Genomic DNA, 26,839 nt, shown 5'->3' on the forward strand with positions numbered 1-26,839 from the left:
CGCGCCTAGCCGGGCCAGCCTGCGCCATCAAGCGCGTCATCAAGCGACGTTGTCGATGCCCAGATCGGCCAGCTTGCGGTAGAGGGTCGAACGGCCGATCCCGAGGCGGCGGGCGACTTCGGTCATCCGGCCGCGGTAGTGCCCGATGGCGAGGCGGATCACGTCGGCCTCGATCTCTTCCAGCGGACGCAGGTTGCCGTCCTCGGCATAGAGCATGACGCCCACGCCCTGCTGCATCGGGCTGGCGCTCTCGTGGTCCTCGCCGACCAGCGTGGCCAGTTGGGGGAAGCAGTCGGAGGTCAGCACTTCGCCTTCGCAGAACACTGCGGCGCGGAACAGCACCGCCTGCAACTGGCGCACGTTGCCGGGCCAGGAATAGGCCCCCAGCATGGCCAGTGCGCTGTCGGATATGGTTACCTCGCGCAGGCCCGGCTGCTCGCCGATGCGGGCGAGGAAGTGGCGGGCAAGGGCGGCGATGTCGCCCTGGCGTTCGCGCAGCGGGGGCAGGGTGATGCGGGTCGGGGCCAGCGCGGCGAGCAGGTCGGGATGGAAGTAGCCGCCGCTCTCGAGTTCGCCGACGGGCAGGTTGGTGGCACTCAGCACGCGCACATCGACCTTGTAGCCATGGCCCGCCCCGATCGGCCGGACCACGCCGTGGAGCAGCACGTCCGCCAGCTTGGCCTGGACGGCTTCGGGGAGGCGGTCGACCTCGTCCAGCACCAGCGTGCCGCCATCGCAATGCTGGAGCGCGCCGATCTGGCGATCGAACGCGCCCGGGAAAGCGCCGGGTTCGTGCCCGAACAGCAGCGATTCGACCGAGTTGGCCGGCACGCCGCGAACGTTGACGAAGCGGACCGGCGCACGCACGCGCGGGCTTGCCGCCTGCATCGCGCGCAGCAGCATGTCCTTGCCGGTGCCGTTCTCGCCCTGGATCAGCACGTGCCCGTGCCCGCGCGCGGCCTTTGCGGCCTTGGCCAGCGCGGTGCGGAAGGCCGGCGCATTGCCGATCATCGCATCGAAATCCGGCGTTGCGTCGAACTTTTCGGTCAGCGGCTGGAGCTCGTCCCGCGGGGCTTCCTGCCGGGTCGCGCTGCGCAGCGCCTGCATCAGCCGGTCAGGCGCGACCGGCTTGACCAGATAATCCGTTGCCCCGGCGCGCATCGCCTCGACCGCCAGCAGGGGGCTGGCGCTGGTGGTCAGCATCAGGATTGGCAGGGCAGGCCGGCGCTGCTTGAGTTCGCGGATCAGTTCGCAGGCGTCATCGCCGGGGACCCACTGGTCAAGGATGATGGCGCAAAGCTGCATCCCCTGCCGTGTGCCAAGAGTGGCGATGGCGGTTTCCGGATCTTTCACCACCAGCGTGCGCCAGCCCTCGCGCGCGGCGAGGACGGTGATGAGCCGGCTCTGTGCCGGTTCATCATCGATCAGCATCAGCAGGCGCGATTCGTCGGTTGCCATCGGTTCCCTTGCCACGATCCGGTGTGTCTGGAGCGGAACATTGCCCCTAAACCGGATGGGTAAAGTTCAGCTTAAGGCTTTCGATAGTCGCCACGGGCTTGAAGGGAGACTAGCCCCGCGATAGAGCGTGGAGGAGAGTTCCATTACACAGGGTATTTCCATGGCATCCGGCAACGATATCAAGTCAGCAGAGAAGACCTACGAAGGGTTCATCGGCCTGCTGAAGTGGTCCGTGCCGCTGGTGGCGGTCATCACTGCCATCGTCGTCACTCTGATCGCGACCTGAGCGCCGCCGCTTGCGCCTCGCCATTCTGAAAGAACGCGCGTCCGGAGAGACCCGCGTTGCCGCCACGCCGGAAACGGTGAAGAAGTTCATCGCGCTGGGCGCATCCGTGGCGGTGGAGGAAGGCGCTGGTGTCAGTGCCTCTATCACCGATGAGGCCTATCGCGAAGCGGGGGCGGAAGTCGGCCCGGCTGCTGTAGCGGTCAAAGGCGCGGACATCGTGCTCGGCGTGCAGGCGCCCGACCCGGCTTTGCTGGCCGGAGCCGCATCTGGTGCATGGGTGGCTGCGACCTTCGATCCGTTCGGGCAGAAGCAGCGGGTTGAGGCCTATGCTGGTGCCGGCCTCGAAGCGTTGAGCATGGAGTTCATGCCGCGCATCACCCGCGCACAGAGCATGGACGTGCTGTCCAGCCAGTCCAACCTCGCCGGGTACAAGGCGGTAATTACGGCGGCAGACGAATATGGCCGCGCCTTCCCGATGATGATGACGGCGGCCGGCACGGTCCAGGCGGCCCGGGTGTTCATCATGGGCGTGGGTGTGGCGGGCCTCCAGGCGATTGCCACGGCCAAGCGGCTCGGTGCGCAGGTTTCGGCCACCGACGTGCGCTCGGCCACAAAAGAGCAGATCCAGTCGCTCGGCGCCAAGCCGATCTTCGTCGAGAATGTCGCCGGGATCGAAGGCGAAGGCGCGGGCGGATACGCCACCGAAATGAGCGAGGAATACCAGAAGGCGCAAGCTGAACTGGTTTCTGGCCATATTGCCAAGCAGGACATCGTGATCACCACCGCGCTGATCCCGGGGCGTGCTGCTCCGAGGCTGATCACCGACGCACAGATTGCGTCGATGAAGCCGGGCAGCGTGATCTTCGATCTTGCCGTGGCCCAGGGCGGCAATGTCGAAGGCTCGGTGGCGGACCAGGTGGTTGAACGTCACGGGGTCAAGCTGATGGGCTATTCCAACACGCCCGCGCATCTTGCCGCCGACGCCAGCGCCCTGTTTGCGCGCAACCTCTACAACTTTCTCTCCGCCTTCTGGGACAAGGAAGCAGGGCGGCCCGTGCTCGACGAGGAGATCGGCACAGCCGTGCGGCTGACGCAGGGCGGCAAGGTTGTGAACGAGAGGCTGCTGGGTTGAATGGGGCAGTCTCTCAGCCTCCCCGGGACGGGGAGGGGGACCGCGCGCAGCGCGGTGGAGGGGACTCCCGGTTTGTAGCAAGGCCGGTGGTCAAACTCGCTCGGGACTTGCGAAAGCATATGACGGCCCCCGAGAAGATGCTTTGGCAACGCCTGCGGCTGCGGCCGGGCGGGTTCAAGTTTCGCCGCCAGCATCCGATTGGCCCTTACGTGGTTGACTTCTGCTGCCTTGCAGAACGGTTGGTGGTCGAGATCGATGGCGCGGCGCATGATCACCCTGACCGGGTAAAGTTCGATGATCGACGTGTTCAATTTATCAAGGAAAACGGGTTTCGGGTCTTGAGGGTTACCGCTGAACGCGTGCTGCGCGATGTGGCCAACGTTGCCGACGCAATCGTTGCGCGTGTGGCGAATCCCCTCCACCAGCCTGCGGCTGGTCCCCCTCCCCGTGCCGGGGAGGCGCATTAATGGACTTCATCTCAATTCTCAGCATCTTCGTGCTGGCCTGCTTTGTGGGCTACTACGTCGTGTGGTCGGTGACCCCGGCGTTGCATACCCCGCTGATGGCGGTGACCAATGCCATTTCCTCGGTGATCATCGTCGGCGCGCTGATTGCGGCGGCGGAGGCGGGGAGCCCGGCGGCCAAGTGGCTGGGGCTGCTCGGCGTGGTGCTGGCGAGCGTCAACATCTTCGGCGGCTTTGCGGTGACGGAGCGGATGCTGGCGATGTACAAGAAGAAGGAGAAGAAGTGATGGTGCGCTTCTTCCCAACGTCCGTCATCCCAGCGAAAGCTGGGATCGTTTTCGGCACGCTCCGCGCCAGATGGACAGCGATCTCGGCTTTCGCTGGGATGACGATGTTCGGGGCTGTTCCCGCCTCCGCCGCCACCGGCGATACCGGAACCCCCGCCTGGGCCATGCTCGCCTATCTCGTTTCGGGCGTGTTCTTCATCCTCGCGCTGCGCGGGCTTTCCAGCCCCTCGACCAGCCGGACCGGCAACCGCTTCGGGATGGCCGGGATGCTGATTGCCATGGTCACCACGCTGGTGACGCATGACATTGCCAACATCGCCGAAATCGGGCTGGCGATCTTCATCGGCGGTGCATTCGGCCTGGTCGTCGCCCGCCGCATCGCCATGACGCAGATGCCCGAACTGGTCGCGGCGTTTCACAGCCTGGTCGGCCTCGCGGCTGTGCTGGTGGGCTGGGCCGCCTATCTCAATCCGGAAGCCTTCGGGCTGATGACGCCGGAGGGCGGGATCGGCGCGGTCAGCAAGATCGAGATGGGGCTGGGCATTGCCATCGGTGCGATCACCTTCTCCGGCTCGGTCATCGCCTTCCTCAAGCTGTCTGGCAAGATGAGCGGATCGCCGATCATGCTGCCCGCACGACACGTGATCAACCTCGGCACGCTGGTCGCGATCATCGTGCTGACCGGCCTGTTCGCCATGGCGGCTCCGGCCGAGACCCTGCCGCTGATCGTGGCGGTGACGGTGCTGGCCTTCGCCATCGGCTTCCTGCTGATCATCCCCATCGGCGGGGCGGACATGCCGGTGGTGGTGTCGATGCTGAACAGCTATTCCGGCTGGGCGGCCGCGGCGATGGGCTTTACGCTGGGCAACAGCGCGATGATCATCACCGGCGCGCTGGTCGGCTCTTCGGGCGCGATCCTCAGCTACATCATGTGCCGGGCGATGAACCGCAGCTTCATCAGTGTGATCGCGGGCGGATTTGGCGCGGATGCCAGCGCCAGCGGCGGAGAAGCGCGCGAGCAACGCCCCTACAAGCAGGGCAGCGCCGACGATGCCGCCTTCATGCTGGAGCAGGCGGAGAAGGTTATCATCATCCCCGGCTACGGCATGGCCGTGGCCCAGGCCCAGCACGCGCTGCGGGAGATGGCCGACCAGCTCAAGGCACGCGGGGTCGAGGTCAAATACGCCATTCACCCGGTCGCCGGGCGGATGCCGGGGCACATGAACGTGCTGCTGGCCGAAGCCAACGTTCCCTATGACGAAGTGTTCGAGCTGGAGGACATCAACAGCGAGTTCGCCCAGGCCGACGTCGCCTTCATCATCGGCGCCAACGACGTGGTCAACCCGGCCGCCAAGACGGACAAGACCAGCCCGATCTACGGCATGCCGGTGTTCGACGTCGACAAGGCCAAGCAGGTGTTCTTCATCAAGCGCAGCATGGGCGGGGTCGGCTATGCCGGGGTCGACAACGACGTGTTCTACATGAACCAGACCGTGATGTTGCTGGCCGACGCCAAGAAGATGGTCGAAGATATCGTGAAGGCGCTGTCTCACTGATGCGGGTTCTGCTGGTCGCCGGTGCGGCGCTGGCCCTGTCCGGCTGCGTCGAGACAATTGCCGAGAGCCGCGTGAAAAGCGCGCTGCTCGAAGCGGGGCTGAACGAGCGCAATTCCGCCTGCATGGCCGAGCGCATGGTTGACCGGCTGACCATCGCCCAGTTGCGCAAGCTCGAAGGCCTCAAAGCCCGCAAGGGAGAGCCGGTGCGCCCCGCCACGCTCAAGGGCTATGTCGAGCGCGTGCAGCGGGTCGGCGATGCTGAAGTGCTGACGGTGACCAGCAGTTCCGCGGCGCTGTGCGCGGTGGGGCTGGGCTAGGCCCGGATTCAGACCCTGGTGAAGCTCGCCGTGCGGCAGATCACCAGCACACATCCCTTGACCTTCAGCACGTTCCCCTCGCGCCAGACCTCGGCGTTGAAGTTGCGGCCATCTTCGGGGCTGTAGCCCTTGCCCTTGAAGCGGGTGCCGCGGGGGGCGAGGTTCCAGAATATCCTGAGGCCGAGCAGCTTGCGGTTCCGCAAGGCCTTCTCGGGGTTCTCGGTGTCGCGCGCGCCGCCAGCGGGTTCCGGCACCAGGAACCGGGCGATCTTCCCGCACATCTGCGCGCCGCAGGGATAGAACTGGATCACCGACTTGCCGTCATCAGCCTTCCAGTTGCCCTCGATCGGGCTCGCCTGCACTGCCGCAGGGCTGGCAAGGTACAGCATGGTCAGGGCAGTCGCGGCCGCAAGTGATGATCGCATGGGTTCTCCCGGTCCTGACGCGCCCCCCTTGGCGGAGCCGCCGATTTGCCGCACTATGGCGGCAAGAGGGAGGGAATGCCATGACGAGGATGAACCTGATCTGTGCAGCCGCGCTCGCGGCGCTGGCCGCTCCGCTGGTGGCAGCCGAGCACCGGGTTGACGCGGGCGAGGGTGCGCAGGAGCGGCTGCAGGAAGCGCTGATCCTGGCCGAGCCGGGCGACGAAATCGTGCTGGGCGCGGGCAGGTTCGCGCTGACCGACGGGCTCAGCCTGGCGGTGGACGGAGTGACTGTGCGCGGGGCCGGGCCGCAGCTGACCGTGCTCGATTTCACCGCCCAGCAAGGCTCGGGCGAGGGGCTGCTGGTCACTTCCGACAATGTCACCCTGCGCGATTTTGCGCTGGAGAACCCTAAGGGGGACGGGATCAAGTCGAAGGGCGCGGACATGATCGTCTATCATCGCATCCGGGTGACCTGGACCGGCGGGCCCAAGGCGGAAAACGGGGCTTACGGTATCTACCCGGTCGAAAGTACCGGGGTGCTGGTCAGCCATTCCGAGGTTTCGGGCGCGTCGGATGCGGGCATCTACGTCGGGCAATCGCGGCTGATTACCGTGCGCAATTCGGTCGCCACCGACAATGTCGCCGGGATCGAGATCGAGAACAGCCGCGATGCCGTGGTGACCCAGAACTACGTCACCCGCAACACCGGCGGGATCCTGGTGTTCGACCTGCCTGACCTGCCGGTGATGGGCGGGGGCAACGTGCTGGTCACGAACAACCTGGTCGCTGGTAACAATACCCCCAATTTCGCGCCTCCCGGCAATATCGTGGCCGGGGTGCCGCGCGGCACCGGCATCATGGTGATGGCGAACGAGAATGTGTGGATCGAAGGCAATGTGGTGCAAGACAACCCGACCGCGCCCTTCATGGTGATCGCCTACACCCAGAAATTCGAAGACGCGCGCTACAACCCCTTCCCGCGCGAAGTGGTGATTGCCGACAACGTCACCGATTTGGGCGCGACCGATCCCGACCTGCCCGGCGGTGCGATGCTGCTGGCCGCTTTCGGGGGCACATTGCCGCCTATCCTGTGGGACGGGTTGCAGCAGGACCCCGATACGCCGGCACTGCGGGCTGCGGGCGATGTGCCGGGCTGGTCGCTCAACCTCACCCGGCAAGGGCAGTCGCTGGGCGAGGCGCAGCCCGGGCCGCTTGCCGTCCCTACTTTCGGCCAGCCGTGGGACATGGCCGGGATCGGCGCTCCGGCAGAACTGGAAGCGCGGATCAGGTGAGGCAGGGCGCCGTCCTGGGTATCGCGCTGGCGGCGCTGCTGGCCTCGATGGCGACGGCGCGCAGCCCGGCGCCGGTCAATGATGCGGCCGTGCAGGAAGGGATGCCGCGCACCCTGTCCGAATATGGGTTCTTCGCCGACTTGCGGGCACAGACGGCGACTTACGGGGTCGAAGAGTACAGCCTCAACACCCCGCTTTGGTCTGACGGCGCGGAGAAGCTGCGGTTCGTCTATGTGCCGAAAGGGACGCAGCTTGCCGCTGGCGGAGACGGCCTGCTGCAATTCCCGGTCGGCAGCGCCATCATCAAGACCTTTGCCTTTGGCGAGGGTCCAGATCGCCGCCTGATCGAGACGCGGGTGCTGCTCCACCGGGCCGATGGCTGGCTGGCCTTGCCCTATCGCTGGAATGCCGGGCAGACCGATGCCGCACTGGCGCTGGCAGGCGGACGGGTGGACCTGACCACCCCGGCCGGTGAGGCGATCAGTTATCGCATCCCCAACAAGAACCAGTGCAAGGACTGTCACAGCAAGGATGGCGTGGTGATCCCGCTCGGGCCCAAGGCGCGCAACCTGTCGCGTGACTGGCTTGAGGGGATGGTCGCTGCCGGGCGCCTTGATGCCGTGCCATCCGGGGCAGACAGCCTGCCGCGCTGGACCGGGCGTAGCAGCGCGGCCGAGATTGCGCCCTACGCCCGTGCCTACCTCGACGTAAACTGCGCCCACTGCCACCAGCCCGGTGGCGGCGCGTCCAATTCGGGGCTCGACCTGCGCTGGGAGCAGCACGAGCCGGTCGCGCTCGGCGTGATGAAGCGCCCGGTTGCGGCGGGGCGCGGGGCGGGCGGGCACCTGTTCGACATCCTGCCGGGCAAGCCCGACCAGTCGATCCTGGTCTACCGTATGGAGAGCAAGGAGCCGGGCGTGGTCATGCCCGAAATCGGCACCTCGACCATAGACCGCGACGGGACAGCGGTGGTGCGGCAATGGATTGCGGAGATGGAAGCACAATGAAATGGGTCTTGCGCGGGTTGCTCGCCCTTATCGCGCTGCTGGTGATCGCCTTTCTGATCTTCCGCACGCCTGATACCGACGCGGAGGCAATGCGCGCCAAGTATGGCGGGGCGCCGTCGCAATTCGTGGCGATTGGCGAGGGCGTGACCGTCCATCTGCGCGACGAGGGGCCCAAAGATGCGCCCGCGATTATGCTGCTCCACGGCTCCAACGCCGACCTGCACACCTGGGAACCCTGGGCTCAGGCGCTCAAGGCCGATTATCGCGTGATCCGCTTCGATCAGGTTGGCCACGGCTTGACTGGGCCTGACCCCCGGCATGATTACAGCCGCAGCAATTACGTGGCCGATATCCTCGAAGTGGCGGATGCGCTGGGCTTGGACCGATTCATCCTTGGTGGCAATTCGATGGGCGGCAAGCACGCGCTGGCGTTTGCAGTGGCGCATCCGGAGCGGGTGGCGGGATTGGTGCTGGTCGACGCCAGCGGCGGCCCGATGCTTCGGGGCGAAGCGAAGAAAGAGGATGACAGCAGCAGCGGCAATATCGGCTTCAAGATCGCCCAGACGCCGGGGATCAACCTGCTGGTCGAACAGATCACGCCGCGCAGCCTGATCGCGCAGAGCCTGGATCAGAGCGTCTCGGTCAAGTCGGTCGTAACCGAAGAGGCCGTGGACCGATATTGGGAACTGCTGCGCTACCCCGGCAACCGGCGGGCAACCCTGAAGCGGTTCGGCTATGCGTACGATCCGCTCTCCGAAGCCGAGATTGCCCGGATCGCCGCGCCGACCCTGATCCTGTGGGGCGAGGAAGACCGGTTGATCCCGGTCGAGGCGGGGCGCTGGCTCGACCGGACCATGCCTGCGAGTACGCTGGTGGTCTATCCCAAGATCGGCCACCTGCCGCAGGAAGAGGCCCCTGCCGCCACGCTCGGTGATCTCGCGCCGTGGCTCGCCGCCCACGCTGCGCCGCCAAAATCCGATTAAGCCCGGTCACCGCCCGATCACCACTGGACGTAGCCGACGATTGCACCCTAAACGGCGGGCACTCGCATACATTTTTCAAAAGGGGCAGCGGCCTTGCGCAAACTGGGCCTGATCGGCGGCATGAGCTGGGTTTCGACCCGCAACTATTACGAGAAGATCAACCTCATGGTGCAGCGCCGTACCGTGCCCATGGCCAGCGCGCCGATGCTGATCGAAAGCCTCGATTTCCGCAGCCTCTACGGCCTGCGCGAGGAGAACGACTGGAGCCACGCAGCCGAAGTGCTGGGCGATAGCGCGCAGCGGCTGGAGCAGGCGGGGGCAGGGGCGCTGCTGATCTGCGCCAATTCGATGCACCGGGTGTTCGACCGGGTGCAGGCACAAGTGGATATCCCGATCATCCATATTGCCGAAGCTGTCGGCCGCAGGATGCAGCGGGACGGTGCCATCCAGGCAGCCCTGATCGGCACTCGCAACGTCATGACGGAAAGTTTCTATCGCCGTCACCTGGTCGGCCACGGGGTTGACCTGATGCCGCCGGAGATGGAGTTCGTCGAGCAGGTGGACCGGATCATCTACGACGAGCTGATGTTGGGCAAGGTGACCCGCGATGCCGAACGCACGATGAAGACGATCATCACCCGAAAGGAACAGGATGGGGCCCAGGCCATCGTCCTCGCCTGCACAGAGCTCGACATGATCGTCGATGTCGATGCGAACGTGCTGCCTATTTACGATTCGACCACGATCCATTGCGAGGAAGCGGTCGACTGGCTGCTTGGCGAAGAGGCCTGAGGAACACAGTGACGCCGGACCGTGCCCCTTTCGCAGCTTGTCCCGCGCTATCCCGCGGGCGCGAGTTCGGCACGGACCGCAGCGGCGCACGCGGCCCCCGCAGCGAATTCCAGCGGGACCGGGACCGGATCATCCATTCGATCGCGTTCCGCCGGCTCAAGAGCAAGACCCAGGTCTTCATCTCGCCCGACGGCGACCATTTCCGGACCCGGCTGACCCACAGCCTGGAGGTGGCCCAGATCGGCCGGGTGATCGCCCGGGCGCTGCACCTCGACGAGGACCTGACCGAGGCGCTGTGTCTCGCGCATGACATTGGCCATCCCCCCTTCGGCCACGCGGGCGAAAAGGCCCTGTCCCACGCGACCGAGCGACACGGCGGATTCGACCACAATGCCCAGACCCTGCGCACCCTGATGCGGCTCGAAAGCCCTTATTGCGATCACGACGGCCTGAACCTGAGCTGGGAGCTGCTGGAAGGACTGGCCAAGCACAATGGCCCGGTCACCAGCCCGAACTGGGCGCTGGCGGAACTTGATGCATTCTACCCGCTCGATCTTGCCAGCCATGCCTCGCTTGAGGCGCAGGTGGCGGCGCTGGCGGACGATATTGCGTACGACAATCACGATATCGACGATGGCTTGCGGGCCGGGTTCCTGCAGCTTGAGGAACTTCTCACACTGGATCTCGTCGCTGACCAGTGGCGCAGCGTCGAGGCACAGTTCCCCGGCGCGCCGCGAGACCGCCGTCTGCGGGAACTGGTGCGGTGCCAGATCGGCCTGATGGTGAACGACGTGATCGAGCAGACCCGCGCCGCCACCGCCGGCCTCGCTTCAGTGGACGAGGTGCGGGCCGCAGGGCGGGCGCTGGCCACGTTTTCCGAAGGAATGGCGCAGGAAGAGCGCCGCCTCAAGCGGTTCCTGTACGAGCGGCTCTATTACCACCCTGAGCAACTGACGACGGCGGAGCGGGCCCGCGACGTGGTGGCCCGGCTCTACGTTGCCTACGAGCAGGAACCGGGCACCTTGCCACCGGCGTGGAGGGCCACCCTACCGCCAGAGGAGCCGCATCGCACCCGCCATATTGCCGATTTCATCGCCGGGATGACTGACCGTTATGCCATCGACCAGTATGCCCGAATATACGGCAGGGAACCGGAGGGCCTGCGCAATGTCTGAGCCTCTGCGGATTGCGCTGGTCGGGGCAACCGGACTGGTCGGGCGATCGCTGATTGAACTGTGCGTTGGCCGGGCAGATGTGCGCCTGACCGCGATTGCCCGGCGCGAGATGGCGTTGCCCCCTGGCGCACGGATGGAAATGTTCGTGGCTGAACCGGCCCGGTGGGGCGAAGTGATCGAGGCGGTCCGGCCGCAGGTCCTGGTCAGCGCGCTCGGCACGACGTGGAAGAAAGCGGGGAAGGACGAGGCGGCCTTTCGCGCGGTCGATCAGCAACTGGTGCTGGACACGGCCCGCGCGGCGCGCATCCACGGCGTCGAGCGGATGATTGCGGTCAGTTCAGTCGGGGCCGACGCGACGGCGAAGAACTTTTACCTGCGGGTCAAGGGCGAGGTTGAGCGCGATCTGGCGAAGGCCGGTTTCAGGCGGCTCGACATCCTCCGCCCCGGATTGCTGAAGGGACCGCGCCAGGACGATGTACGCCCGGGGGAGCGGGCCGCGAGTATCGCCAGTCCGCTGGCCGATCTGCTGCTGCATGGCAGATTGCGGCAATACCGCTCGATCCCGGCGCTCGTGGTAGCGGAGGGCATTCTGGCACTGGCGCTCAAGGCAACCCAGGGCCGGTTCGTGCATGACAACGATGCGATCCGGCGCGCGTCCCGCTCGCTACCGCGCATTGTGGCAGGGGAGAGCATGAGATGAGCTGGGAAGCGGTGTTCGGGGCGGTCAACCTGCTGGCAATGGTCGCCTGGGCGGCGCTGATCCTGGTGCCGCGCAAGCCGGTGCTGCTGGCGGCAGTGCTCTACCTCGGGGTCGGGCTGCTGTGCCTGGTTTATGCTGCCGGGCTGGTGAGCCTGCTGGGCGGGCTGGTCGATCCGGTCGGGCCGGCCAATCCTGCAGTGGATTTCACCACGATCGAAGGCGTGCGCTCAATCTTCGGCTCCAATGGCGGGGTGACGATCGGCTGGACCCACTATCTGGCGTTCGACCTGTTCGTGGGGCTGTGGATCGCGCGCGATGCCGATGCCAAGCAGTTCTCCCGGCTGGTCCAGGCGCCGATCCTGCTCGCCACGTTCCTTGCCGGGCCGCTTGGCCTGCTGGTCTGGCTGGTCGTGCGGGAGCGGCGGGCCCGCGCGCAAGGGCGCTGGTCCTGAAGCGGCACGCCCCTGCCACGGCGCGCAACAGCGCGGCGATTGCCGTCGTTCTGGCCAAAGAGCTGCCCCTGGCCGGTCGGGTGCTGGAGGTGGCGAGCGGAACGGGCGAACACGCTGTCTATTTCGCCCGAGCGTTCCCGCAACTCAAATGGCAACCAAGCGACGCCGATATCACGGCGCTGGCATCGATTGCAGAATGGGCGGCAGAAGCCCGCCTCGAAAACCTGCGCGAACCCCTGCACCTCGATGCAAGCGCGCCCGGCTGGCCGGTTGACCGCGCGGACGCTGTGCTCTGCATCAACATGGTGCACATCAGCCCGTGGCAAGCGACCGAGGGGCTGTTTGCCGGAGCAGCGGCGAGTCTCGGTATAAATGCGCCGATTATCCTGTATGGACCATACCGCGAAGAGGGGTTGCCAACGGCGGCTTCAAACGAAGCATTCGATGCCGATCTTCGCTCCCGTGACCCGCGCTGGGGGCTGCGGCAGGTCAAGGATATGGACCGGGTGGCCGGGCAGCACGGCTTCTTCCGCGCTGCCCGGTACCAAATGCCGGCCAATAACCTCACTCTGGTCTACCGGCGTCGATAGCCGTCAGGCGGGCGTCAGATTGCGTCGTCACCGGCCTCGCCAACCGACTCGATGTCCTGGCCAACACCCTTGACGGTGTTGCAGGCTGAAGCTGCGATCGACAGGGCGGCGACCCCGATAGCAAGTGCAAGTTTGCGAACCATTGCGCTGTTCCTTCATTCCATGTCCGCCCCCGGAGCAGAATGAACGGATGCCAGCAGGTTGTGTTCCTGACTGGCGGCTGGCCGGCAATTCAGATGGCGCGATCGCCTGCTTCACCCACGGATTCGATGTCCCGGCCGAGCCCCTTGACGGTGTTGCAGGCCGCTGCCGTCAGCGAGAGCGCCGCGATGCCGAGAGCGAGTATGAATTTGCGGGCCATGTCAGTCTTCCTTTGGCTTGCTCACCGGTCAATTCAATGCCCGGTCAGGGGTTGGGTTCCTGTGCCGCCACGGCGGGGGACCGGGGCGTTTTGCCCAGCGTGTGTTCCCGCCAGGCGATGATCAAGCCCGCGCTCACGATCAGCGGAGCGCCGATCCACGTGGTCGCGGGTGGCAGGAGGTCAAATGCCATCCAGCCAAGCAGTGTCGCCCAGATGAGTGCGGAATAATCCATCACGATCACGCTGGCGACCGCTCCATAACGCAGGGATGCCGTTAACAGTAGCTGACCGAGCAGGCCGAACCCGGCGAGGCCAGCCAGCAGGCTCCACTGGTAAGGGCTGTGTGCCGTGGCCACAAACGGCATGGCCGCGCCCAGAACCGGGATGCTGAAGGCCGAGAACCAGAACACGATGGAAAGCGGTTCGTCAGTCCGGGCCAGATCGCGCACCTGGATGGAGATGAGGGCGATCATGAACGCTGCCCCCAGGCCTACCAGCGCGCCCAGCAGGGGAATATGGCCGTCTCCGGGCTGGGTGATGATCAGCACCCCGCCGAACCCGAGCAGGACCGCCGTCCAGCGCCATGGCCCGACCCGTTCGTGCAGGATCAGGGCGGACAGGATCACCGCCCAGAACGCGGTGGTGAAGTTGATCGTGGTCGCCTCGGCCAGGGGCAGCAGGGTCACCGCGCCGAAATTCAGCGCCATGCCGACAAGGCCGTAGGCGGCCCTCAGCCCATGCTTGCCCAGTCGCCGCGTCTGCAGGCGTGCCAGCCCGCCGGTGGCAACCAGCCAGGCTGCGATCAGGGCGACGGTGGGAACCTGTCGCCAGAACAGGATTTCGGCAAGATGGATGCCGCTCTCGCTGGCCAGCTTGACGAGCAGCAGCATGACCGAAAGGACCAGCGCGGCGCCCAGCCTGATGACGAGCGCGAGCATGGGCCGGTGATGGTTCTGGTGCGTCGTCACGATGCGGGCATAGGCACCCGGCCGTCCGGTGCAAGGGGCATTGGCTTGCCAGCCTTCAAGCTGCGCCCCATATGCCCGCAGCTGTCATGCTGCACCAGTTCCTCGTCTTTGCCAGTGAAGCCAAGCTGCTTGCAGCAGCAGGATTGGGCTGCTGGCTGCTTGCCGCCATTGCCGTGGTGGCGGAGAAGCGCCGCAATGCACGGCCCAGCCTTGACCAGGTGGGCTGGGTGCCATGGACCGGTATCTTTCTTGCGGCCACCTTGTGCGGCGCGATGTTCATCCTCTTTGGCGTGAAGGCCATACTGCAGGGGTAGGGCAGGGCCCAACTTCATTGACGTGCCGGTGTGGTTGGCTCATCTTCCCACCTGACCGAAGTCGAACAAGGACTCGGTGGGTCGCAGCCGTCCTGTATCTCGCGCAAGGGAGGCGTGCGTAGTGAACAAGCGAATGGTTGTGGCAGGTCTGGCGGGGGCACTCATCGTGGCCCCTGCAGTCTATCTGGCCGGAGAGCAGGCGTTGCCGGCCGCCGACCATCTCGATCCGCCTGCGCGAACAAACCCCAGCAATGACAGCACGCCTGATTTTCCGGCCGACATTGCAGACCTGTACGTTTTCCATGACGCCACCAAGGTAACGATGATCGTGACCTTCGGCGGTCCGGCGGCGCCCGGCCTTCCGGCCCGGTACGATCCTGATGTGCTCTACACCTTGGCAATCTCGAACAAGGCGCCCCGGACAACTGCTGACTTTCCGATCACCTTCCAGTTCGCTCAGGAAGCGGGTGTCGCGGATGGCCCCTGGGGGGTCCGGGTACGCGGTGTGCCCGGCGTGACGGGCGACATTACCGGATCCGTCGAACGCGAGCTCGAGCAAGAGGGAGTGAAGGTGTTTGCCGGCCTGACGGATGATCCTTTTTTCTTCGATTCACAGGGACTGCGCGAATCGCGCGAAACGGGAACGCTGCGGTTCCGCAATGACCGCGACTTTTTCGGGGCCCAGAACATTACCGCCTTCGTCATCGAAATCCCCCGGGACCGGCTTGAAAACGGTGCCGCTGCACTGGATTTCTGGACCACCAGCGATCGGTTGGGAGGGCAGGTCAATGGCTGATCGAGCCCGCCTGGCAGCAAGGCTGGGACTTCCGGCCATGATAGCGCTCGGCATTGCGGGGTGCGGCGGCGAAGACGCCCCGACCCCTGCGCCATCGCCGCCGCCCTCGGCGACCAGTTTCAGCGTCACCCCGTGTCTCAACCAGATCGTGCCGGGAACGGGCTCGACGGTTGCAGGATTGATCGTGCCGGACACGATAACGGTCGACCTGTCCAAACCGGCGGGCTTTCCCAATGGGCGGCGTTTGCAGGACCCGGTGATCGACATCACGCTGGCCGCGATATTTCTCGATCTGGATGTCCATGCGCCGGATACCCTGTTCAGGATCCCGCTCAATCCGCCGGCAAACGACCGGCCGTTCAGGCCCGATTTCCCCTATCTCGCGCTTCCCCAGGGCAACCCGCCGCTGTCGGGCTCGGATACTGCGACCACATTCGCCTTCGCGGACCAGCCTGCCAGCGCCTATGTGCGGGTTGATCGCACCGGGATGCCGGCGGTTTCGCCGGCACTGGTCGGCGGGCCCCTGAAGAACCCGTTCAACGATGCCGATCCCGTCGATGACGCGACGGGGGAATTCGTGCCCGAGCTTTCCGCCCAGCTGAAACTGCTGACCGACGCGCTGATCGATGACCTGAAGGCAGCAGGCCTGACGCCGTGTGCGATACCCGAATGAGCGCACTCCGGGCGGCGGCACCCCGTTTCTCTCTCTTCCGCTGCCTCGTTCTTCTGGTTTTCGCGCTTCTGGTGATCGCGGTCGGACAGCGGCTGGCTGACAGAAGCACATCCCTTGTACGGACTTCAGCGCAGGATACCGTGGCGGGATGGGGCCCGGCCGATTTCCCGTCCGCGCTGGCCACCCTCCAGCGCGACGTAGCGCGGGAGCGTGCACGGGTCGAGGCCAGCCCCGGACAGTGGATGCCGCTGGAAACCCTCGCCATGGTATTGCACGCCCGCGGCCAGCTCAACGGGTCGCACGCGGACCATGCAGCAGCGCTTGACGCGGTCAACGCGGCCCGGGCCGCGGCACCCGCAGCCAGCGGTCCGGTTCTGGCCCGGGCCGTGGTTGCGCTGTCGCTGCACCAGAACACGATTGCCAGGGAAGAAGTCGCCCGGCTGGCGCATTTTGCCATCCCGCCCGCTCCAAGCGATCTGGCCGAAGCGGAGGCGATCCGGGGCGATGTAGCGTTCTACGCCGGACACTATGCCAGGGCGATCCGGCACTATCGCGCGGCGGACCGGATCGAACGCAGCCCGGGCACTATGGTGCGACTGGCCGACTGGCATCGCCACATGGGTGATTTCGATGCGGCACGGACGCTGCTGGGGCGAGGTCTGGCCGACCGGGCGACAACAACGCCCTGGATGCGGGCGAGCTATCTGCTCCAGCTGGGTGCGATAGAGCTGCAATCAGGAAACTGGGCTGCCGCCGAGCGCCTCTTCAGCGCAGCGGACCGGGCCTTTCCCGACTGGTGGCTGGTCAAAGCCCATCTGGGCCAGATGGCCGCCGTGCGCAGCGACTTCGCCACAGCTGAAATGCTTTACCGCGAGGCGATGACCGGTGCCGAGCGCCCTTCCGTGATGGATGCGCTCGCGGCCCTGTATCGGGCGATGGGCCGGACGGCGGATGCCGATGCGCTGGCGGTCCGGGCCGCAGCGTTGTGGAACGCGCGCGTGGACAGCCACCCTGAAGCCTATGCCGACCATGCATTCGAAGCGGCGCTGGCGGCGGGCGACCCGGTCCGCGCGTGGCGACTGGCGGCGCTGAACTACCGGGCAAGGCCTTATGGCGATGGCCGCATCGGCCTTGCCCGAGCGGCGCTGGCGCGGGGGCGTGCGCAAAGTGCGCGGGCAATTCTCGAAGAACTGGAGCGGACCGGGTGGCGCTCTACCGAGCAATACCGTGTGCTGGCAGATGTCTGCACGCAGATCGGCGATCGCACCTGTGCGGCGCGCGCCCGGCGGCAAGCGCTTGCGATCAGCCCGCAGGCCTATCATCCGCGGGCTGACCTGCTCGCATTCGGCCATCACTGAGGCGGGTCAGAGGCAGGCTTCCAGATAGGCCTGGTCGAAGCCGAACTGGCGGGCCTTTTCCAGCGTATAAGGGCGCAAGCCGGACGAGCGGAATTCGCCGATGATCTTGCCGTCGTCGGTCTCGTCGAGATACTCGAACTTGAACAGCGACTGGGTCACGATCACGTCGCCCTCCATCCCGATCACTTCTGTGACCTCGGTGGTGCGGCGCGAACCGTCGCGCAGGCGCTTCACCTGCACGATCAGGTCGACCGATTCGGCGATCTGGCGCGAAATGGCTTCCTTCGGGATCTTGATGTCGCCCATCAGGATCATGTTTTCCATGCGGCCCAGGCATTCGCGCGGGCTGTTGGCGTGGAGCGTACACATCGAACCGTCGTGGCCGGTGTTCATCGCGGCGAGCAGGTCGAAACACTCCGCGCCGCGAATTTCGCCCAGGATGATCCGGTCAGGCCGCATACGCAGCGCGTTCTTCACAAGGTCGCCAATGGTAATCGCGCCCTGACCTTCCAGGTTGGGCGGGCGGGTTTCGAGCGGCAGCCAGTGCGGCTGCTGCAAGCGCAATTCCGCCGCGTCTTCGATCGTCAGCACGCGCTCGCCCGGGTCGATCATCTTCGACAGGGCGTTGAGCATGGTGGTTTTACCCGAGCCGGTACCGCCGGAGATCACCACGTTCATCCGGCAGGCGCCTGCGATCTTGAGTGCGGTACACATCTTCTCGCTCATCGAACCGAAGTCCTTGAGCATGTCGAGGGTGATCGGCTTTTCGGAGAATTTACGGATCGAGATCGCGGTGCCGCGTAGCGAAAGCGGCGGCACGATCACGTTCACACGGCTGCCGTCCTTGAGGCGGGCGTCGGCCAGCGGGGTGGTCTGGTCGACGCGGCGGCCGACCTGGTTGACGATCCGCTGGGCGATCTGGAACAGGTGCTGCTCGTCGCGGAACTGGATCGGGGCAATGACCAGCTTGCCCTTCTTTTCGATGTAGGTCTGGTCCGGCCCGTTGACCATGATATCGGAAATATCGGGATCGTTGAGTAGTTCCTCGAGCGGGCCGAAGCCGAGCAACTCGTCAATCAGCACCTTTTCCAGCGCGAACTGCTCGCGCCGGTTAAGAGTGATCTTGAGCTCGGCCAGCACCTCCATGATGATCGGGCGGAACTCTTCGGAAAGTTCTTCCTTGGACAAGGTGGCGGCAGCTTCGGGATCGACCCGTTCAAGCAGGCGCGGCAGCACCTGCTCCTTGATCTTGTGGACGCTGGCCTCGAACCCGCCCACTTCCTGCTGGGTATGGACCGCGTTGGCGCGGTCCGACAGGCGGGTCATCGCATCTGACTTGTTGGGCTGTCCGGAATCGGCCGGCGGTGCCGCGCCTTCGCCCGGCAAGGGCGGGAACTGGTCGCCGCCGGGCAGCGGAGCAGGCTTGCCTCCGTCACTGCCCTTCATCGGGCGGGCAACGCCGAATTGGGGGCGCGCGCCGGGGGCCATTCCCCCCGGTCCGTTTCTGCGTCCGAATGCGCTCATTGCCTGCCAATCCCTCAATCTCTGGCGCTCTCCCTGCGTGTCGCATGGATACCGCACTCGTTACGGAGAAGGTGAATAACGTGGAAACTTTTCCGATTTCCTAACTTCCGGCAAATTTTGCGAACCGGCGGCAGCGGCAAAATCATGATTAGCGAATTCTTAACGCCGCTTCCCATAACGTTGCGGGACAACCTTCGCGTGAGAGTGGTACTATGGCAATCGGACTGGCAAAGACCTGTTATTCCTCATCTGCTCAGGCACTTGCCGGGCTTGCTCCGATGGAAGACTTCATCGCCCGCGCGGGCAAACAGGATCCCTATGGCTGGTCACGCTGGGCAGGTTCGCTTCTGGCAATCCACCAGCCGGAACGGATGATCGCGCTCGATTGCCCATGGTGGCACGTTGGTGCCACGCGGGAAGTGGCAGAGCACCTTTCTGCGCGCACCGATGCCCGGGTGTTCGAATACGGTTCGGGGGCCAGCACTGCCTGGCTCGCCCGGCGGGCAGCACAGGTCATCAGTGTCGAACACCATCGGGACTGGTCCGACCGGTTGCAGCCTTTGCTGATCCCGTTTCCGAATGCCAGCCTGTGGCATCGGGAACTCGACGGTGGAGCATACGTCAACGCCATCGAGGAAGCTGGCGGTCTGTTCGACCTGATCGTGGTTGACGGGCGGGACCGGATTGCCTGCCTCAATCGCGCGCTGCCCTTCCTGAAGCCGGACGGCATCGTGCTGTTCGACGATTCCGGGCGCCGCCGCTACCGTGCGGGCCTCGCGCGCAGCGGCCTGACCGAGCGCCATTTCTTCGGCCGCAGCTACTGTGTGCCCTATCCGGACCACTCCAGCATTCTTCATGCTTGAACGGGGGGCCATCCGTTCGATCATGCAAGGAGCGCCTGCCCGCATCGCCCTGCGCTGGGGCGGCGGTGCAGTCCTGCTGGTTGCGGTTGGCTTTCTTGGCCACAGGCTTATCGGGCTTGGCGCAGGCGAACTGCTGAGCAAGGCCTCGTGGCCGCTGGTGGCAGCCATGTCCGCTGCCACATTGCTGTTTGCGGCGTCCGATGCCCTGCTTGCCCGGGCGTGGGCAATCCTGGCTGACCCCGCCGGAAGTATCCCGACGCGGCGTGCGCTGGGAATCTATGGCAGCGGCGTGCTGACCAAGTATCTGCCGGGTTCTGTCTTCCAGTATGTCAGCCGCCAGGTGGGAGGCAGTCGCGCAGGCATTGCCCACACAAGGCTGGCACAGGCGAGCGTGGATGAAATCGTGATTCATCTCGCGGCAAGCCTCACGGTGGCCGCTTTGCTGCTGCTTGCCTGGGCCAATCCCGTGCTGGCTTCGGCCGGATCGGCTGGTCTGATCATGGCCCTGCTGTGGGCGCCACGGGCGCCTTTTCGCGCGCTGGCGCTTCAGGTGCTCGCCTTCGGCGGATTTGGAGCGGCGGCCGCGATGACCGGCATGGCCCTTTTCCCGGAAGGGAGTGCGTTTGCCAGCTTTGCCGGTCTCTTCCTGCTGGCGTGGCTGGCTGGTTTTCTGGTGCCGATTGCGCCTGGGGGGCTGGGGGTGCGCGAAGCAACGCTGATCGTGCTCGCTGCCTCGGTCGCAGGTCCGGCAGAGGTGACGGTTGCCGTGCTGGCCTTGCGCATTTCCTCGATCCTGGGCGACCTCGTGTTCGGCCTTACGGCGCTGGCGCGGTCACGCTGATCAGAAGTCCTTGAAGATCGGCTCGCCCGCAAACGGATAGGCGGGACGGCGCAGGTTCCTGCCCCAGCGCAGCCGGATCGTGCCTTGCCCTGACCGCTCTAAGCGGTGCTGACCGCGGCCCAGCCGGATGGTCTGCCCCGCCACAACCGTTTGCCCGTTGATCCGCGCGGAGCCACCTTCAAGCGTATAGAACCCCGGGGCATGGATCCGGAACGTCACGTCCGTGGCTTCCGCGCCGAAGCTCTTTCCAGCAACCCAGATCGGGCCCCAGTGCGGAATGAACCCTTCGCGCAGCGCAATGCGATCTTCCGGGCGCAATTCGGGCGCGCCGCCAGCCTTTGTATGGTTATCGGCCAGGATCTGGTGGTTCACGACCATCATCGGCACTGTCTGCGAGGCCATGGCATCGCTGAAGGAGGGCTCGTATCCCCGCCAGTACTTGTGAAAGCCCCAGGTGGTCATGAAGAAGTTGGCCTTGGGATAGTCCACGATCATGCCGGGAAAATCGAAATAGGCGACCGGTTCGGGGAAGATCTCGTGCACTGCAGCCACGACCTGATGCTGAACAGGCAGGACCGCGCGGGGCGTGGCAAAGCTGAGCAAAGCCGCATTCACCGCCAGAGCCGCCGCGACGAGCCTGAGCGGAAACTGCGTCAACAGTTGCTGGAAACTCCATGCCGTGCCGACCACCACGGGCGGCAGGATGAAGACGTAATAATAGGGGAAGCTGTTGCGATAGAAGGCGATGCTGAGCAGCGGCAGGAGCAGGCCGATCATGGCGATCTTGACCGCCCGGTCGGCACTGGTCTGGATCAGGGCAGCGGGCGCGGCGAGCACGGCCAGGCCCAGCACCGGGGCAAGCGCCATGGCCTTGAAGATATAGGGCCAGCGCGGGAATAGCCCCTCGTTGAACATCATGGTGCCGGACGTGTGGAGGGTCTTGCCTGCCGCCGCTGCACCGGAGGGCAGGGTCAGCATAGTCAGCCCGAGGAAGAGCGCGGCGAAGGCCAGAGCCGCCAGGACAAACGCGGCGAGGCGCAGCATCATGGCCTTGCGGTCCTCCGCCTCCACCAGCCGCAGCCAGAATATCCCCGCGAAGGCCGGGGCGTAGAATATCACCTTGATGGTCGTCAGTACCGCCAGTCCGCACAGTGCGGCCGCCCCCAGCAGAGCCAGCGGACGCAGGCGGCTAGACAGGAGAATCCAGAGCGCGCCCATCAGGAAGGCGGCTGCAATCGGATCGGCGCGATAGGAAAACGCGTGTTCGAAAACATACCCGCCGGTGTAATAGGCCAGGCCAGCCAGCGCGGCGGGTACCGGCGGCACGAACCGGGCTGCCATGGCGCAGATGGCCAACACGGTGAACAGGTTGCACGCCTGCATGAAAACCCGGGCCACCCGGATCTGGTCAATCGCGTCAATCGGCAGCCACGCCAGCCAGCCGAAAGCCCGCGCATAGAGCACCTGAAGCACTTCGGTCAGCCGACCCTGTGCGAAGGCATGGGCTTCCGTCAGGTGAAAGAATTCATCCCAGTTGACCGGCCGGTTGATCACCAGCTCGACCTGCAACGCGAAAGCGAGCGCGAAAACCAGCCCAATCGGGATCAGCGCGGGATCGCGCCGGGCGGCCCACATCGTCCGCCAGCCGCCGCCGTTCATGCGGCCGTTTTGCGGGGCGAAGGCGGCGATTGTTCTGCCTGGCCCTTGTCCGCGCCGGCTCCCAGTCGTTCTTCCAGCAGATGCAGGCGAAGCAGGGTCGCTTCCTGGAGCTTGCGGTTTGCACCAATCAGGTCGGCGAGAATGCCCATCAGACCGGTCATCGTGCCCAGCACCAGCAAGGCCCCGCCCAGCACGAGCGATTGCACATGCCCGTCCGCATCCCCGCTCGCCCAGAACCAGAGGAAGCGGAGGATGGGCAGCAACCCGACAACAGCCAGCACCCCGCCGATCAGAGCGAATGTCCGCAGGGGGTTATAGGTCGCATAGGCCCGGGCCATCGTGACCAGTTGCCGCGAAATGAATTCGGGGATCGACTTGAACAGCCGCGACGGCCGCGATGTCGGGTTGGTGCGGATGGAAACGCTTGTGATCTTGAGCCGCTTGCGCCCGGCCTGGATCAGCATGTCGGTGGTGTAGGAAAATTCGGTGGTGATCGTGATCTGCTGCGCGGCGGCGCGGCTGATCGCACGGAACCCGCTGACTGCGTCAGTGACTTCCGCGCGGGCGAGGCGACGCACGACGGCGCTGCCGAGCCGCTGGAGCGAGCGCTTGAACGGCCCGAAGTGGGCATTGTCGCGCACGCCCCGGTCGCCGATCACGATGTCGGCCTCCTGCGCGACGATCGGCGCCACCAGCAGGGCAATATCTTCGCCGACGTATTGTCCGTCTGCATCGGTGTTGACGATGATGTCTGCGCCGGCGGCCAGCGCCGCACCGATCCCGCTCTGGAAGGCGGCGGCGAGGCCGCGGTTGCGGCGATGCCGCACGATGTGATGGACCCCGAACCGCCGGGCGACCTCGGCCGTGCCGTCATGGCTGCCATCGTCGATCACCAGAATTTCGACCGTATCGACTCCCGCAATCCGCCGGGGCAAGGCCACCAGCGTTTCGGGCAGGCTCTCGGCCTCGTTGTAACAGGGGATCTGGATGATCAGCTTGGTCATTGGGCCTCCGGACCGAAGCTCTGCCTCGGCTAGCCCGGGGATTAAGCGGCAGCCATTAAGGATCGGTAAACTATACTTCTCCGCACTGGCGCGCCCCCGTTTGGAGGTCTAGGTGGCTATCCGCCGGGGAGCAACAGGATAACCCATATGAACACCTCCGCCCGGCGGGGCATGCTCCTCGCCCTTGCCGGTTTTGCCCTGCTTTCGATGGGGGATACGGTCATCAAGACCATGGCAGGCGAATGGTCGCCACTGGCCGTGGGGGCGCTGCGTTTTGCCTTCGGGGCCGTCGGCCTGTCCGCGCTTCTGGCGCTCAACGAAGGCGGGGCCGCGTTCCGCCCGACCCGGCCCCTGCTCCAGATTGCCCGCGGGCTGTGCCTCGCCATAGCTTCTCTGCTGTTCTTCTGCGCCATCTTCGTCATGCCGCTGGCCGAGGCGACGGCGGTGGCGTTCCTGTCTCCGCTGCTCACGGCCTTGCTCAGCGGGCCGCTGCTTGGCGAAAAGGTCCGCCCGCCGGTATGGATTGCCTCGCTGGTGGCTTTTGGCGGGGTCTCGCTGATCCTCCAGCCCAACGTGGCCGAGCTCGGCTGGGTCGGGCTCCTGCCCTTGGCCTCGGCGTTCTTCTTCAGCCTGATGATGATCGCGAACCGGGCCGCGGCGGGGCAGGGCAGCGCGCTGTCGATGCAGGTGTTCGTGGCCGTAACGGCCGCGCCGGTGCTGACCCTTGTTGCCATCGGCGGGCATTTCAGCGGGGCACCACTGCTGCAGGTCGGCTGGCCGGACTGGTCGGTGGTGGCGCGCTGCGCCCTCGTGGCCGTCACGGCCAGCTCGGCGCACTGGCTGATCTATCTCGGTACGACCCGCGCCGGCGCGGCGACCATTGCGCCGATGACTTATGTGCAGTTGCTTGTTGCCAGCGTGATGGGGTGGCTGGTGTTCGGTGACCGGCCCGGCCTGGCGACGCTCGGCGGGGCGATCGTCATCATCGCGGCTGGCCTCTATCTTTGGAGCAGTGGCCGGAACGTCCAGAGCGGTCTTCGCGAGCGTTGACATGATATCATGATATGATATCAGTATATCATGACCCGCATCCTCGCCGACCTGCCGGATGATGACATTACCTGGCTCGACCAGCTCGCCGCCGAGCAGGGTAAGTCGCGCGCCCAGGTGCTGCGGGAGGCGGTGGCAGGTTACCGGGCCCATTCGCCGGGTGATGGCAACAAGAGCTGGATCAGGCGCGGCGCCGGGCTGTGGAAGCACCGCACGGACATTCCGGAGGGCCTGGAGTACCAGCGCGCCATTCGTGAGGACCGCACGCCCCACGAAGACATATAGTTCATGTCCGACCCCTTTTTCGACACCAACATCCTGGTTGACTGGCTGACGGATCGCCCGCAGGCGATTGCCGAGCTGTCGCGCTATAATCGCCATCGCATCAGCCGCATCGTCTGGACTGAAGTCCTTGCCGGCGAAGCGATGGAGCGGCGCGACGTTATCCGGCAGGCAATCGCCCCGTTCGAAGTGGTGGAGGTTGACGCACGAATTGCCCTGGCAGCAGCCGAAATCCGCCACCGCGCGAAAATGAAACTTCTGGATGCCTATATTCTCGCGACCGCGCAGGTGAACGGATCGATCCTGATTACACGAAATACCAAGGATTTTCCGGCAGCGATGCCGGGGGTCCGGGTGCCCTATACACTCTAGTGAAAGCAATTATGCATGTGTGGAATTATCGGCATTGTCGGCAAGGAGCCGGTGGCAGAGCGACTGGTCGATGGCCTCAGGCGGATGGAGTATCGCGGCTATGACAGTGCCGGGGTCTGCACGATCGACGATGGCCACCTCGTGCGCCGCCGCGCTCCGGGCAAGCTGCTTCACCTGGTTGCCGAGCTGGAGCGCAATCCAGCGCCCGGCCTGATCGGGATCGCCCACACCCGCTGGGCCACCCATGGCTCCCCCACCGCTGCCAATGCGCATCCCCATGCAACCGGCGCCGTGGCGCTGGTCCACAACGGCATCATCGAGAACTTCAAGCCCCTGCGTGACGAGCTGCAGCGTGCCGGACGCACCCTCGAAAGCGAGACCGACACCGAAGTGGTTGCACACCTTGTGTCCGCCGAGGTCGAGCGCGGTGCCAGCCCGCAGGAGGCGATCAAGGCGGTCCTGCCGCGCCTGCGCGGGGCCTTCGCGCTGGCCATCGCTTTCCGCGAACATCCCGACATGCTGATCGGCGCGCGGCTCGGATCGCCGCTGGTGGTCGGCTGGGGCGAGGGCGAGACCTATCTCGGCTCCGACGCGCTGGCGCTCGCCCCGCTGACCCAACGGATCACCTACCTCGATGAAGGTGACTGGGTGATCGTGACCCGCGAGGGGGCCGAGATTTTCGACAAGGACAATAACCCGGTGACGCGGGAAGTCACCATTTCGGGGGCATCCGCCGCTGCGGTCGAGAAGGGCAATTACCGCCACTTCATGCAGAAGGAGATCTTCGAGCAGCCGACCGTGGTCGCCCAGACGCTCGCCTCCTACATCCACCGGGCTGACAACGCGGTTGCCCTGCCGCAGATCGATTTCGACATCTCGGCCGTGCGCCGGATCACCATCGTTGCGTGCGGCACTTCTTACTATGCCGGCATGGTGGCCAAGTACTGGTTCGAACAGTTCGCCCGCGTTCCGGTTGATATCGATGTGGCGTCCGAATTCCGTTACCGCGATCCGGTTCTGGAGCCGGGCGGCCTCGCGCTGTTCATTTCCCAGAGCGGGGAAACGGCCGATACCCTGGCGGCGCTGCGCCACTGCAAGGAAAATGGCCAGATCATCGGCGTGGTGGTCAACGTGCCGACCAGTTCGATGGCACGCGAAGCCGACCTGCTGTTGCCGACCCACGCCGGGCCGGAAATCGGCGTGGCCTCGACCAAGGCCTTCACCTGCCAGCTGGCCGTGCTGGCCGCCCTGGCCGCGCACCTTGCGGTCAGGAAAGGCCGGATGAGCCGCGAGGAGGAACAGGAAGTGGTCCGGCACCTGCTGGAAGCTCCTGCGGCACTCAACGCCGCGCTGGCGCATGATGATGACATTGCCGCAATGGCCCACCTGATCGCGCCTGCCCGGGACGTGCTCTACCTTGGCCGTGGCCCGGATTACCCGCTCGCGCTTGAAGGGGCACTCAAGCTGAAGGAAATCAGCTATATCCACGCCGAGGGCTATGCTTCGGGGGAAATGAAGCACGGCCCGATCGCGCTGATCGACGAAGCTGTGCCAGTGATCGTGCTCGCCCCATCGGGGCCACTGTTCGAAAAGACCGTGTCGAATATGCAGGAAGTGCGCGCGCGGGGCGGGAAGATCGTGCTGGTATCGGACGCGGAAGGCCTGGCGGAAGCAGGCGAAGGCTGCCTCGCCACCGTCGAGATGCCGCGGGTCCATCCCCTGATCGCGCCGCTGGTCTATGCCGTTCCGGTTCAGCTGATTGCCTATCACGTCGCCTGCGTGAAGGGCACCGACGTTGACCAGCCGCGCAACCTGGCGAAAAGCGTAACCGTTGAATGAGCGGCAGAAAATCCCTGTT

At 65.4% G+C, this 26,839-nt stretch carries 32 protein-coding genes; 24 read left to right on the forward strand and 8 right to left on the reverse strand.

Going from position 1 to position 26,839, the window contains the following annotated elements; translation table 11 throughout:
* Positions 1-39: 39 nt before the first annotated feature.
* Positions 40-1,458 (reverse strand): sigma-54-dependent transcriptional regulator, encoded by a 1,419-nt coding sequence (locus tag U4960_RS05490; RefSeq protein ID WP_324262568.1) that lies wholly within the window; start codon positions 1,456-1,458, stop codon positions 40-42.
* A gap of 160 nt (positions 1,459-1,618) precedes the next feature.
* On the opposite strand from U4960_RS05490, the gene U4960_RS05495 reads away from it, so the two are divergent.
* The 6 genes from U4960_RS05495 (at position 1,619) to U4960_RS05520 (ending at position 5,500) form a co-directional block, all read left to right on the forward strand.
* Complete coding sequence (locus U4960_RS05495; protein ID WP_324262569.1) at positions 1,619-1,744, forward strand: aa3-type cytochrome c oxidase subunit IV; 126 nt, start codon at positions 1,619-1,621, stop codon at positions 1,742-1,744.
* A 10-nt stretch (positions 1,745-1,754) separates the two neighbouring features.
* On the forward strand, positions 1,755-2,876 hold the full coding sequence (locus U4960_RS05500) for an NAD(P) transhydrogenase subunit alpha (protein WP_324262570.1): 1,122 nt from the start codon (positions 1,755-1,757) through the stop codon (positions 2,874-2,876).
* A gap of 119 nt (positions 2,877-2,995) precedes the next feature.
* Complete coding sequence (locus U4960_RS05505) at positions 2,996-3,343, forward strand: endonuclease domain-containing protein (RefSeq protein ID WP_416379103.1); 348 nt, start codon at positions 2,996-2,998, stop codon at positions 3,341-3,343.
* The gene (locus U4960_RS05510; RefSeq protein ID WP_176267975.1) at positions 3,343-3,627 is read left to right on the forward strand and encodes an NAD(P) transhydrogenase subunit alpha; all 285 of its coding nucleotides are present in this window, start codon (positions 3,343-3,345) and stop codon (positions 3,625-3,627) included. The genes U4960_RS05505 and U4960_RS05510 overlap by 1 nt, the downstream gene beginning before the upstream one ends.
* Before the next feature lie 98 nt (positions 3,628-3,725).
* On the forward strand, positions 3,726-5,183 hold the full coding sequence (locus tag U4960_RS05515) for an NAD(P)(+) transhydrogenase (Re/Si-specific) subunit beta (protein WP_416379104.1): 1,458 nt from the start codon (positions 3,726-3,728) through the stop codon (positions 5,181-5,183).
* On the forward strand, positions 5,183-5,500 hold the full coding sequence (locus U4960_RS05520; protein WP_324262572.1) for a hypothetical protein: 318 nt from the start codon (positions 5,183-5,185) through the stop codon (positions 5,498-5,500). Before U4960_RS05515 ends, U4960_RS05520 begins: the two co-directional genes overlap by 1 nt.
* 8 nt (positions 5,501-5,508) lie before the next feature.
* On the opposite strand, the gene U4960_RS05525 is transcribed toward U4960_RS05520, so the two are convergent.
* Complete coding sequence (locus U4960_RS05525) at positions 5,509-5,925, reverse strand: DUF2147 domain-containing protein (protein ID WP_324262573.1); 417 nt, start codon at positions 5,923-5,925, stop codon at positions 5,509-5,511.
* An 80-nt stretch (positions 5,926-6,005) separates the two neighbouring features.
* Between U4960_RS05525 and U4960_RS05530 the strand changes: the two genes are divergently transcribed.
* The 8 genes from U4960_RS05530 to U4960_RS05565 all read left to right on the forward strand — a co-directional run bounded on the left by U4960_RS05530 (position 6,006) and on the right by U4960_RS05565 (position 12,916).
* Complete coding sequence (locus U4960_RS05530; RefSeq protein ID WP_324262574.1) at positions 6,006-7,217, forward strand: parallel beta-helix domain-containing protein; 1,212 nt, start codon at positions 6,006-6,008, stop codon at positions 7,215-7,217.
* Positions 7,214-8,224 carry an SO2930 family diheme c-type cytochrome gene (locus tag U4960_RS05535; RefSeq protein WP_324262575.1) on the forward strand — a complete coding sequence of 337 codons (1,011 nt, stop codon included), beginning with the start codon at positions 7,214-7,216 and terminating at the stop codon, positions 8,222-8,224. The genes U4960_RS05530 and U4960_RS05535 overlap by 4 nt, the downstream gene beginning before the upstream one ends.
* The gene (locus U4960_RS05540; protein WP_324262576.1) at positions 8,221-9,207 is read left to right on the forward strand and encodes an alpha/beta fold hydrolase; all 987 of its coding nucleotides are present in this window, start codon (positions 8,221-8,223) and stop codon (positions 9,205-9,207) included. Before U4960_RS05535 ends, U4960_RS05540 begins: the two co-directional genes overlap by 4 nt.
* 93 nt (positions 9,208-9,300) lie before the next feature.
* Positions 9,301-9,999, forward strand: a complete 699-nt coding sequence (locus tag U4960_RS05545; protein ID WP_324262577.1) for an aspartate/glutamate racemase family protein — start codon at positions 9,301-9,303, stop codon at positions 9,997-9,999.
* A gap of 8 nt (positions 10,000-10,007) precedes the next feature.
* Complete coding sequence (locus U4960_RS05550) at positions 10,008-11,174, forward strand: deoxyguanosinetriphosphate triphosphohydrolase (RefSeq protein WP_324262578.1); 1,167 nt, start codon at positions 10,008-10,010, stop codon at positions 11,172-11,174.
* Positions 11,167-11,874, forward strand: a complete 708-nt coding sequence (locus U4960_RS05555) for an NAD(P)H-binding protein (protein WP_324262579.1) — start codon at positions 11,167-11,169, stop codon at positions 11,872-11,874. The genes U4960_RS05550 and U4960_RS05555 overlap by 8 nt, the downstream gene beginning before the upstream one ends.
* On the forward strand, positions 11,871-12,326 hold the full coding sequence (locus U4960_RS05560; protein WP_324262580.1) for an ABA4-like family protein: 456 nt from the start codon (positions 11,871-11,873) through the stop codon (positions 12,324-12,326). The genes U4960_RS05555 and U4960_RS05560 overlap by 4 nt, the downstream gene beginning before the upstream one ends.
* Entirely contained in the window at positions 12,323-12,916 is a 594-nt protein-coding gene (locus U4960_RS05565; protein WP_324263067.1) for a DUF938 domain-containing protein, read from the forward strand. Before U4960_RS05560 ends, U4960_RS05565 begins: the two co-directional genes overlap by 4 nt.
* Before the next feature lie 14 nt (positions 12,917-12,930).
* Here U4960_RS05565 and U4960_RS05570 read toward each other — a convergent pair whose 3' ends face one another.
* From U4960_RS05570 to U4960_RS05580, 3 genes are all read right to left on the reverse strand, one after another.
* Positions 12,931-13,059, reverse strand: a complete 129-nt coding sequence (locus tag U4960_RS05570) for an entericidin A/B family lipoprotein (protein ID WP_324262581.1) — start codon at positions 13,057-13,059, stop codon at positions 12,931-12,933.
* A gap of 89 nt (positions 13,060-13,148) precedes the next feature.
* Complete coding sequence (locus tag U4960_RS05575) at positions 13,149-13,277, reverse strand: entericidin A/B family lipoprotein (protein WP_324262582.1); 129 nt, start codon at positions 13,275-13,277, stop codon at positions 13,149-13,151.
* A gap of 44 nt (positions 13,278-13,321) precedes the next feature.
* Positions 13,322-14,245: a DMT family transporter gene (locus tag U4960_RS05580; protein WP_324262583.1), complete on the reverse strand. Its 924-nt coding sequence runs from the start codon at positions 14,243-14,245 to the stop codon at positions 13,322-13,324.
* A 71-nt stretch (positions 14,246-14,316) separates the two neighbouring features.
* Here U4960_RS05580 and U4960_RS05585 point away from each other — a divergent pair, with 71 nt between their 5' ends.
* The 4 genes from U4960_RS05585 to U4960_RS05600 all read left to right on the forward strand — a co-directional run bounded on the left by U4960_RS05585 (position 14,317) and on the right by U4960_RS05600 (position 17,386).
* Positions 14,317-14,559 carry a hypothetical protein gene (locus tag U4960_RS05585; RefSeq protein ID WP_324262584.1) on the forward strand — a complete coding sequence of 81 codons (243 nt, stop codon included), beginning with the start codon at positions 14,317-14,319 and terminating at the stop codon, positions 14,557-14,559.
* A 121-nt stretch (positions 14,560-14,680) separates the two neighbouring features.
* Positions 14,681-15,355 (forward strand): DUF4331 family protein, encoded by a 675-nt coding sequence (locus U4960_RS05590; RefSeq protein ID WP_324262585.1) that lies wholly within the window; start codon positions 14,681-14,683, stop codon positions 15,353-15,355.
* A complete protein-coding gene (locus tag U4960_RS05595; protein WP_324262586.1) occupies positions 15,348-16,028 on the forward strand; it encodes a DUF4331 family protein in 681 nt (226 codons plus the stop codon). The genes U4960_RS05590 and U4960_RS05595 overlap by 8 nt, the downstream gene beginning before the upstream one ends.
* 140 nt (positions 16,029-16,168) lie before the next feature.
* Positions 16,169-17,386 carry a tetratricopeptide repeat protein gene (locus U4960_RS05600; protein ID WP_324262587.1) on the forward strand — a complete coding sequence of 406 codons (1,218 nt, stop codon included), beginning with the start codon at positions 16,169-16,171 and terminating at the stop codon, positions 17,384-17,386.
* Positions 17,387-17,392: 6 nt separating this feature from the next.
* On the opposite strand, the gene U4960_RS05605 is transcribed toward U4960_RS05600, so the two are convergent.
* Positions 17,393-18,910 carry a CpaF family protein gene (locus tag U4960_RS05605; RefSeq protein ID WP_324262588.1) on the reverse strand — a complete coding sequence of 506 codons (1,518 nt, stop codon included), beginning with the start codon at positions 18,908-18,910 and terminating at the stop codon, positions 17,393-17,395.
* Between the two features lie 212 nt (positions 18,911-19,122).
* Between U4960_RS05605 and U4960_RS05610 the strand changes: the two genes are divergently transcribed.
* The gene (locus U4960_RS05610; protein ID WP_324262589.1) at positions 19,123-19,773 is read left to right on the forward strand and encodes a class I SAM-dependent methyltransferase; all 651 of its coding nucleotides are present in this window, start codon (positions 19,123-19,125) and stop codon (positions 19,771-19,773) included.
* Positions 19,766-20,614, forward strand: a complete 849-nt coding sequence (locus U4960_RS05615) for a hypothetical protein (RefSeq protein ID WP_324262590.1) — start codon at positions 19,766-19,768, stop codon at positions 20,612-20,614. Before U4960_RS05610 ends, U4960_RS05615 begins: the two co-directional genes overlap by 8 nt.
* Here the strand turns inward: U4960_RS05615 and U4960_RS05620 are convergent, their stop codons facing one another.
* Both U4960_RS05620 and U4960_RS05625 read right to left on the reverse strand, forming a co-directional pair.
* A complete protein-coding gene (locus U4960_RS05620) occupies positions 20,615-22,273 on the reverse strand; it encodes a hypothetical protein (protein WP_324262591.1) in 1,659 nt (552 codons plus the stop codon). It lies immediately after the preceding gene.
* Entirely contained in the window at positions 22,270-23,277 is a 1,008-nt protein-coding gene (locus U4960_RS05625; protein WP_324262592.1) for a glycosyltransferase family 2 protein, read from the reverse strand. Before U4960_RS05625 ends, U4960_RS05620 begins: the two co-directional genes overlap by 4 nt.
* Positions 23,278-23,424: 147 nt before the next feature.
* Here U4960_RS05625 and U4960_RS05630 point away from each other — a divergent pair, with 147 nt between their 5' ends.
* Genes U4960_RS05630 through glmS form a run of 4 tightly spaced genes read left to right on the forward strand, consistent with a single transcriptional unit; the run spans position 23,425 to position 26,820 of the window.
* Complete coding sequence (locus U4960_RS05630; RefSeq protein ID WP_324262593.1) at positions 23,425-24,327, forward strand: DMT family transporter; 903 nt, start codon at positions 23,425-23,427, stop codon at positions 24,325-24,327.
* A gap of 30 nt (positions 24,328-24,357) precedes the next feature.
* Entirely contained in the window at positions 24,358-24,612 is a 255-nt protein-coding gene (locus U4960_RS05635) for a ribbon-helix-helix protein, CopG family (protein WP_324262594.1), read from the forward strand.
* Between the two features lie 3 nt (positions 24,613-24,615).
* Positions 24,616-24,981: a type II toxin-antitoxin system VapC family toxin gene (locus U4960_RS05640; RefSeq protein ID WP_324262595.1), complete on the forward strand. Its 366-nt coding sequence runs from the start codon at positions 24,616-24,618 to the stop codon at positions 24,979-24,981.
* A gap of 15 nt (positions 24,982-24,996) precedes the next feature.
* Positions 24,997-26,820, forward strand: a complete 1,824-nt coding sequence (gene glmS, locus U4960_RS05645; protein ID WP_324262596.1) for a glutamine--fructose-6-phosphate transaminase (isomerizing) — start codon at positions 24,997-24,999, stop codon at positions 26,818-26,820.
* Positions 26,821-26,839 lie beyond the last annotated feature (19 nt).

This window comes from Altererythrobacter sp. H2 (genome assembly GCF_035319885.1).
GTDB lineage: Bacteria > Pseudomonadota > Alphaproteobacteria > Sphingomonadales > Sphingomonadaceae > 34-65-8.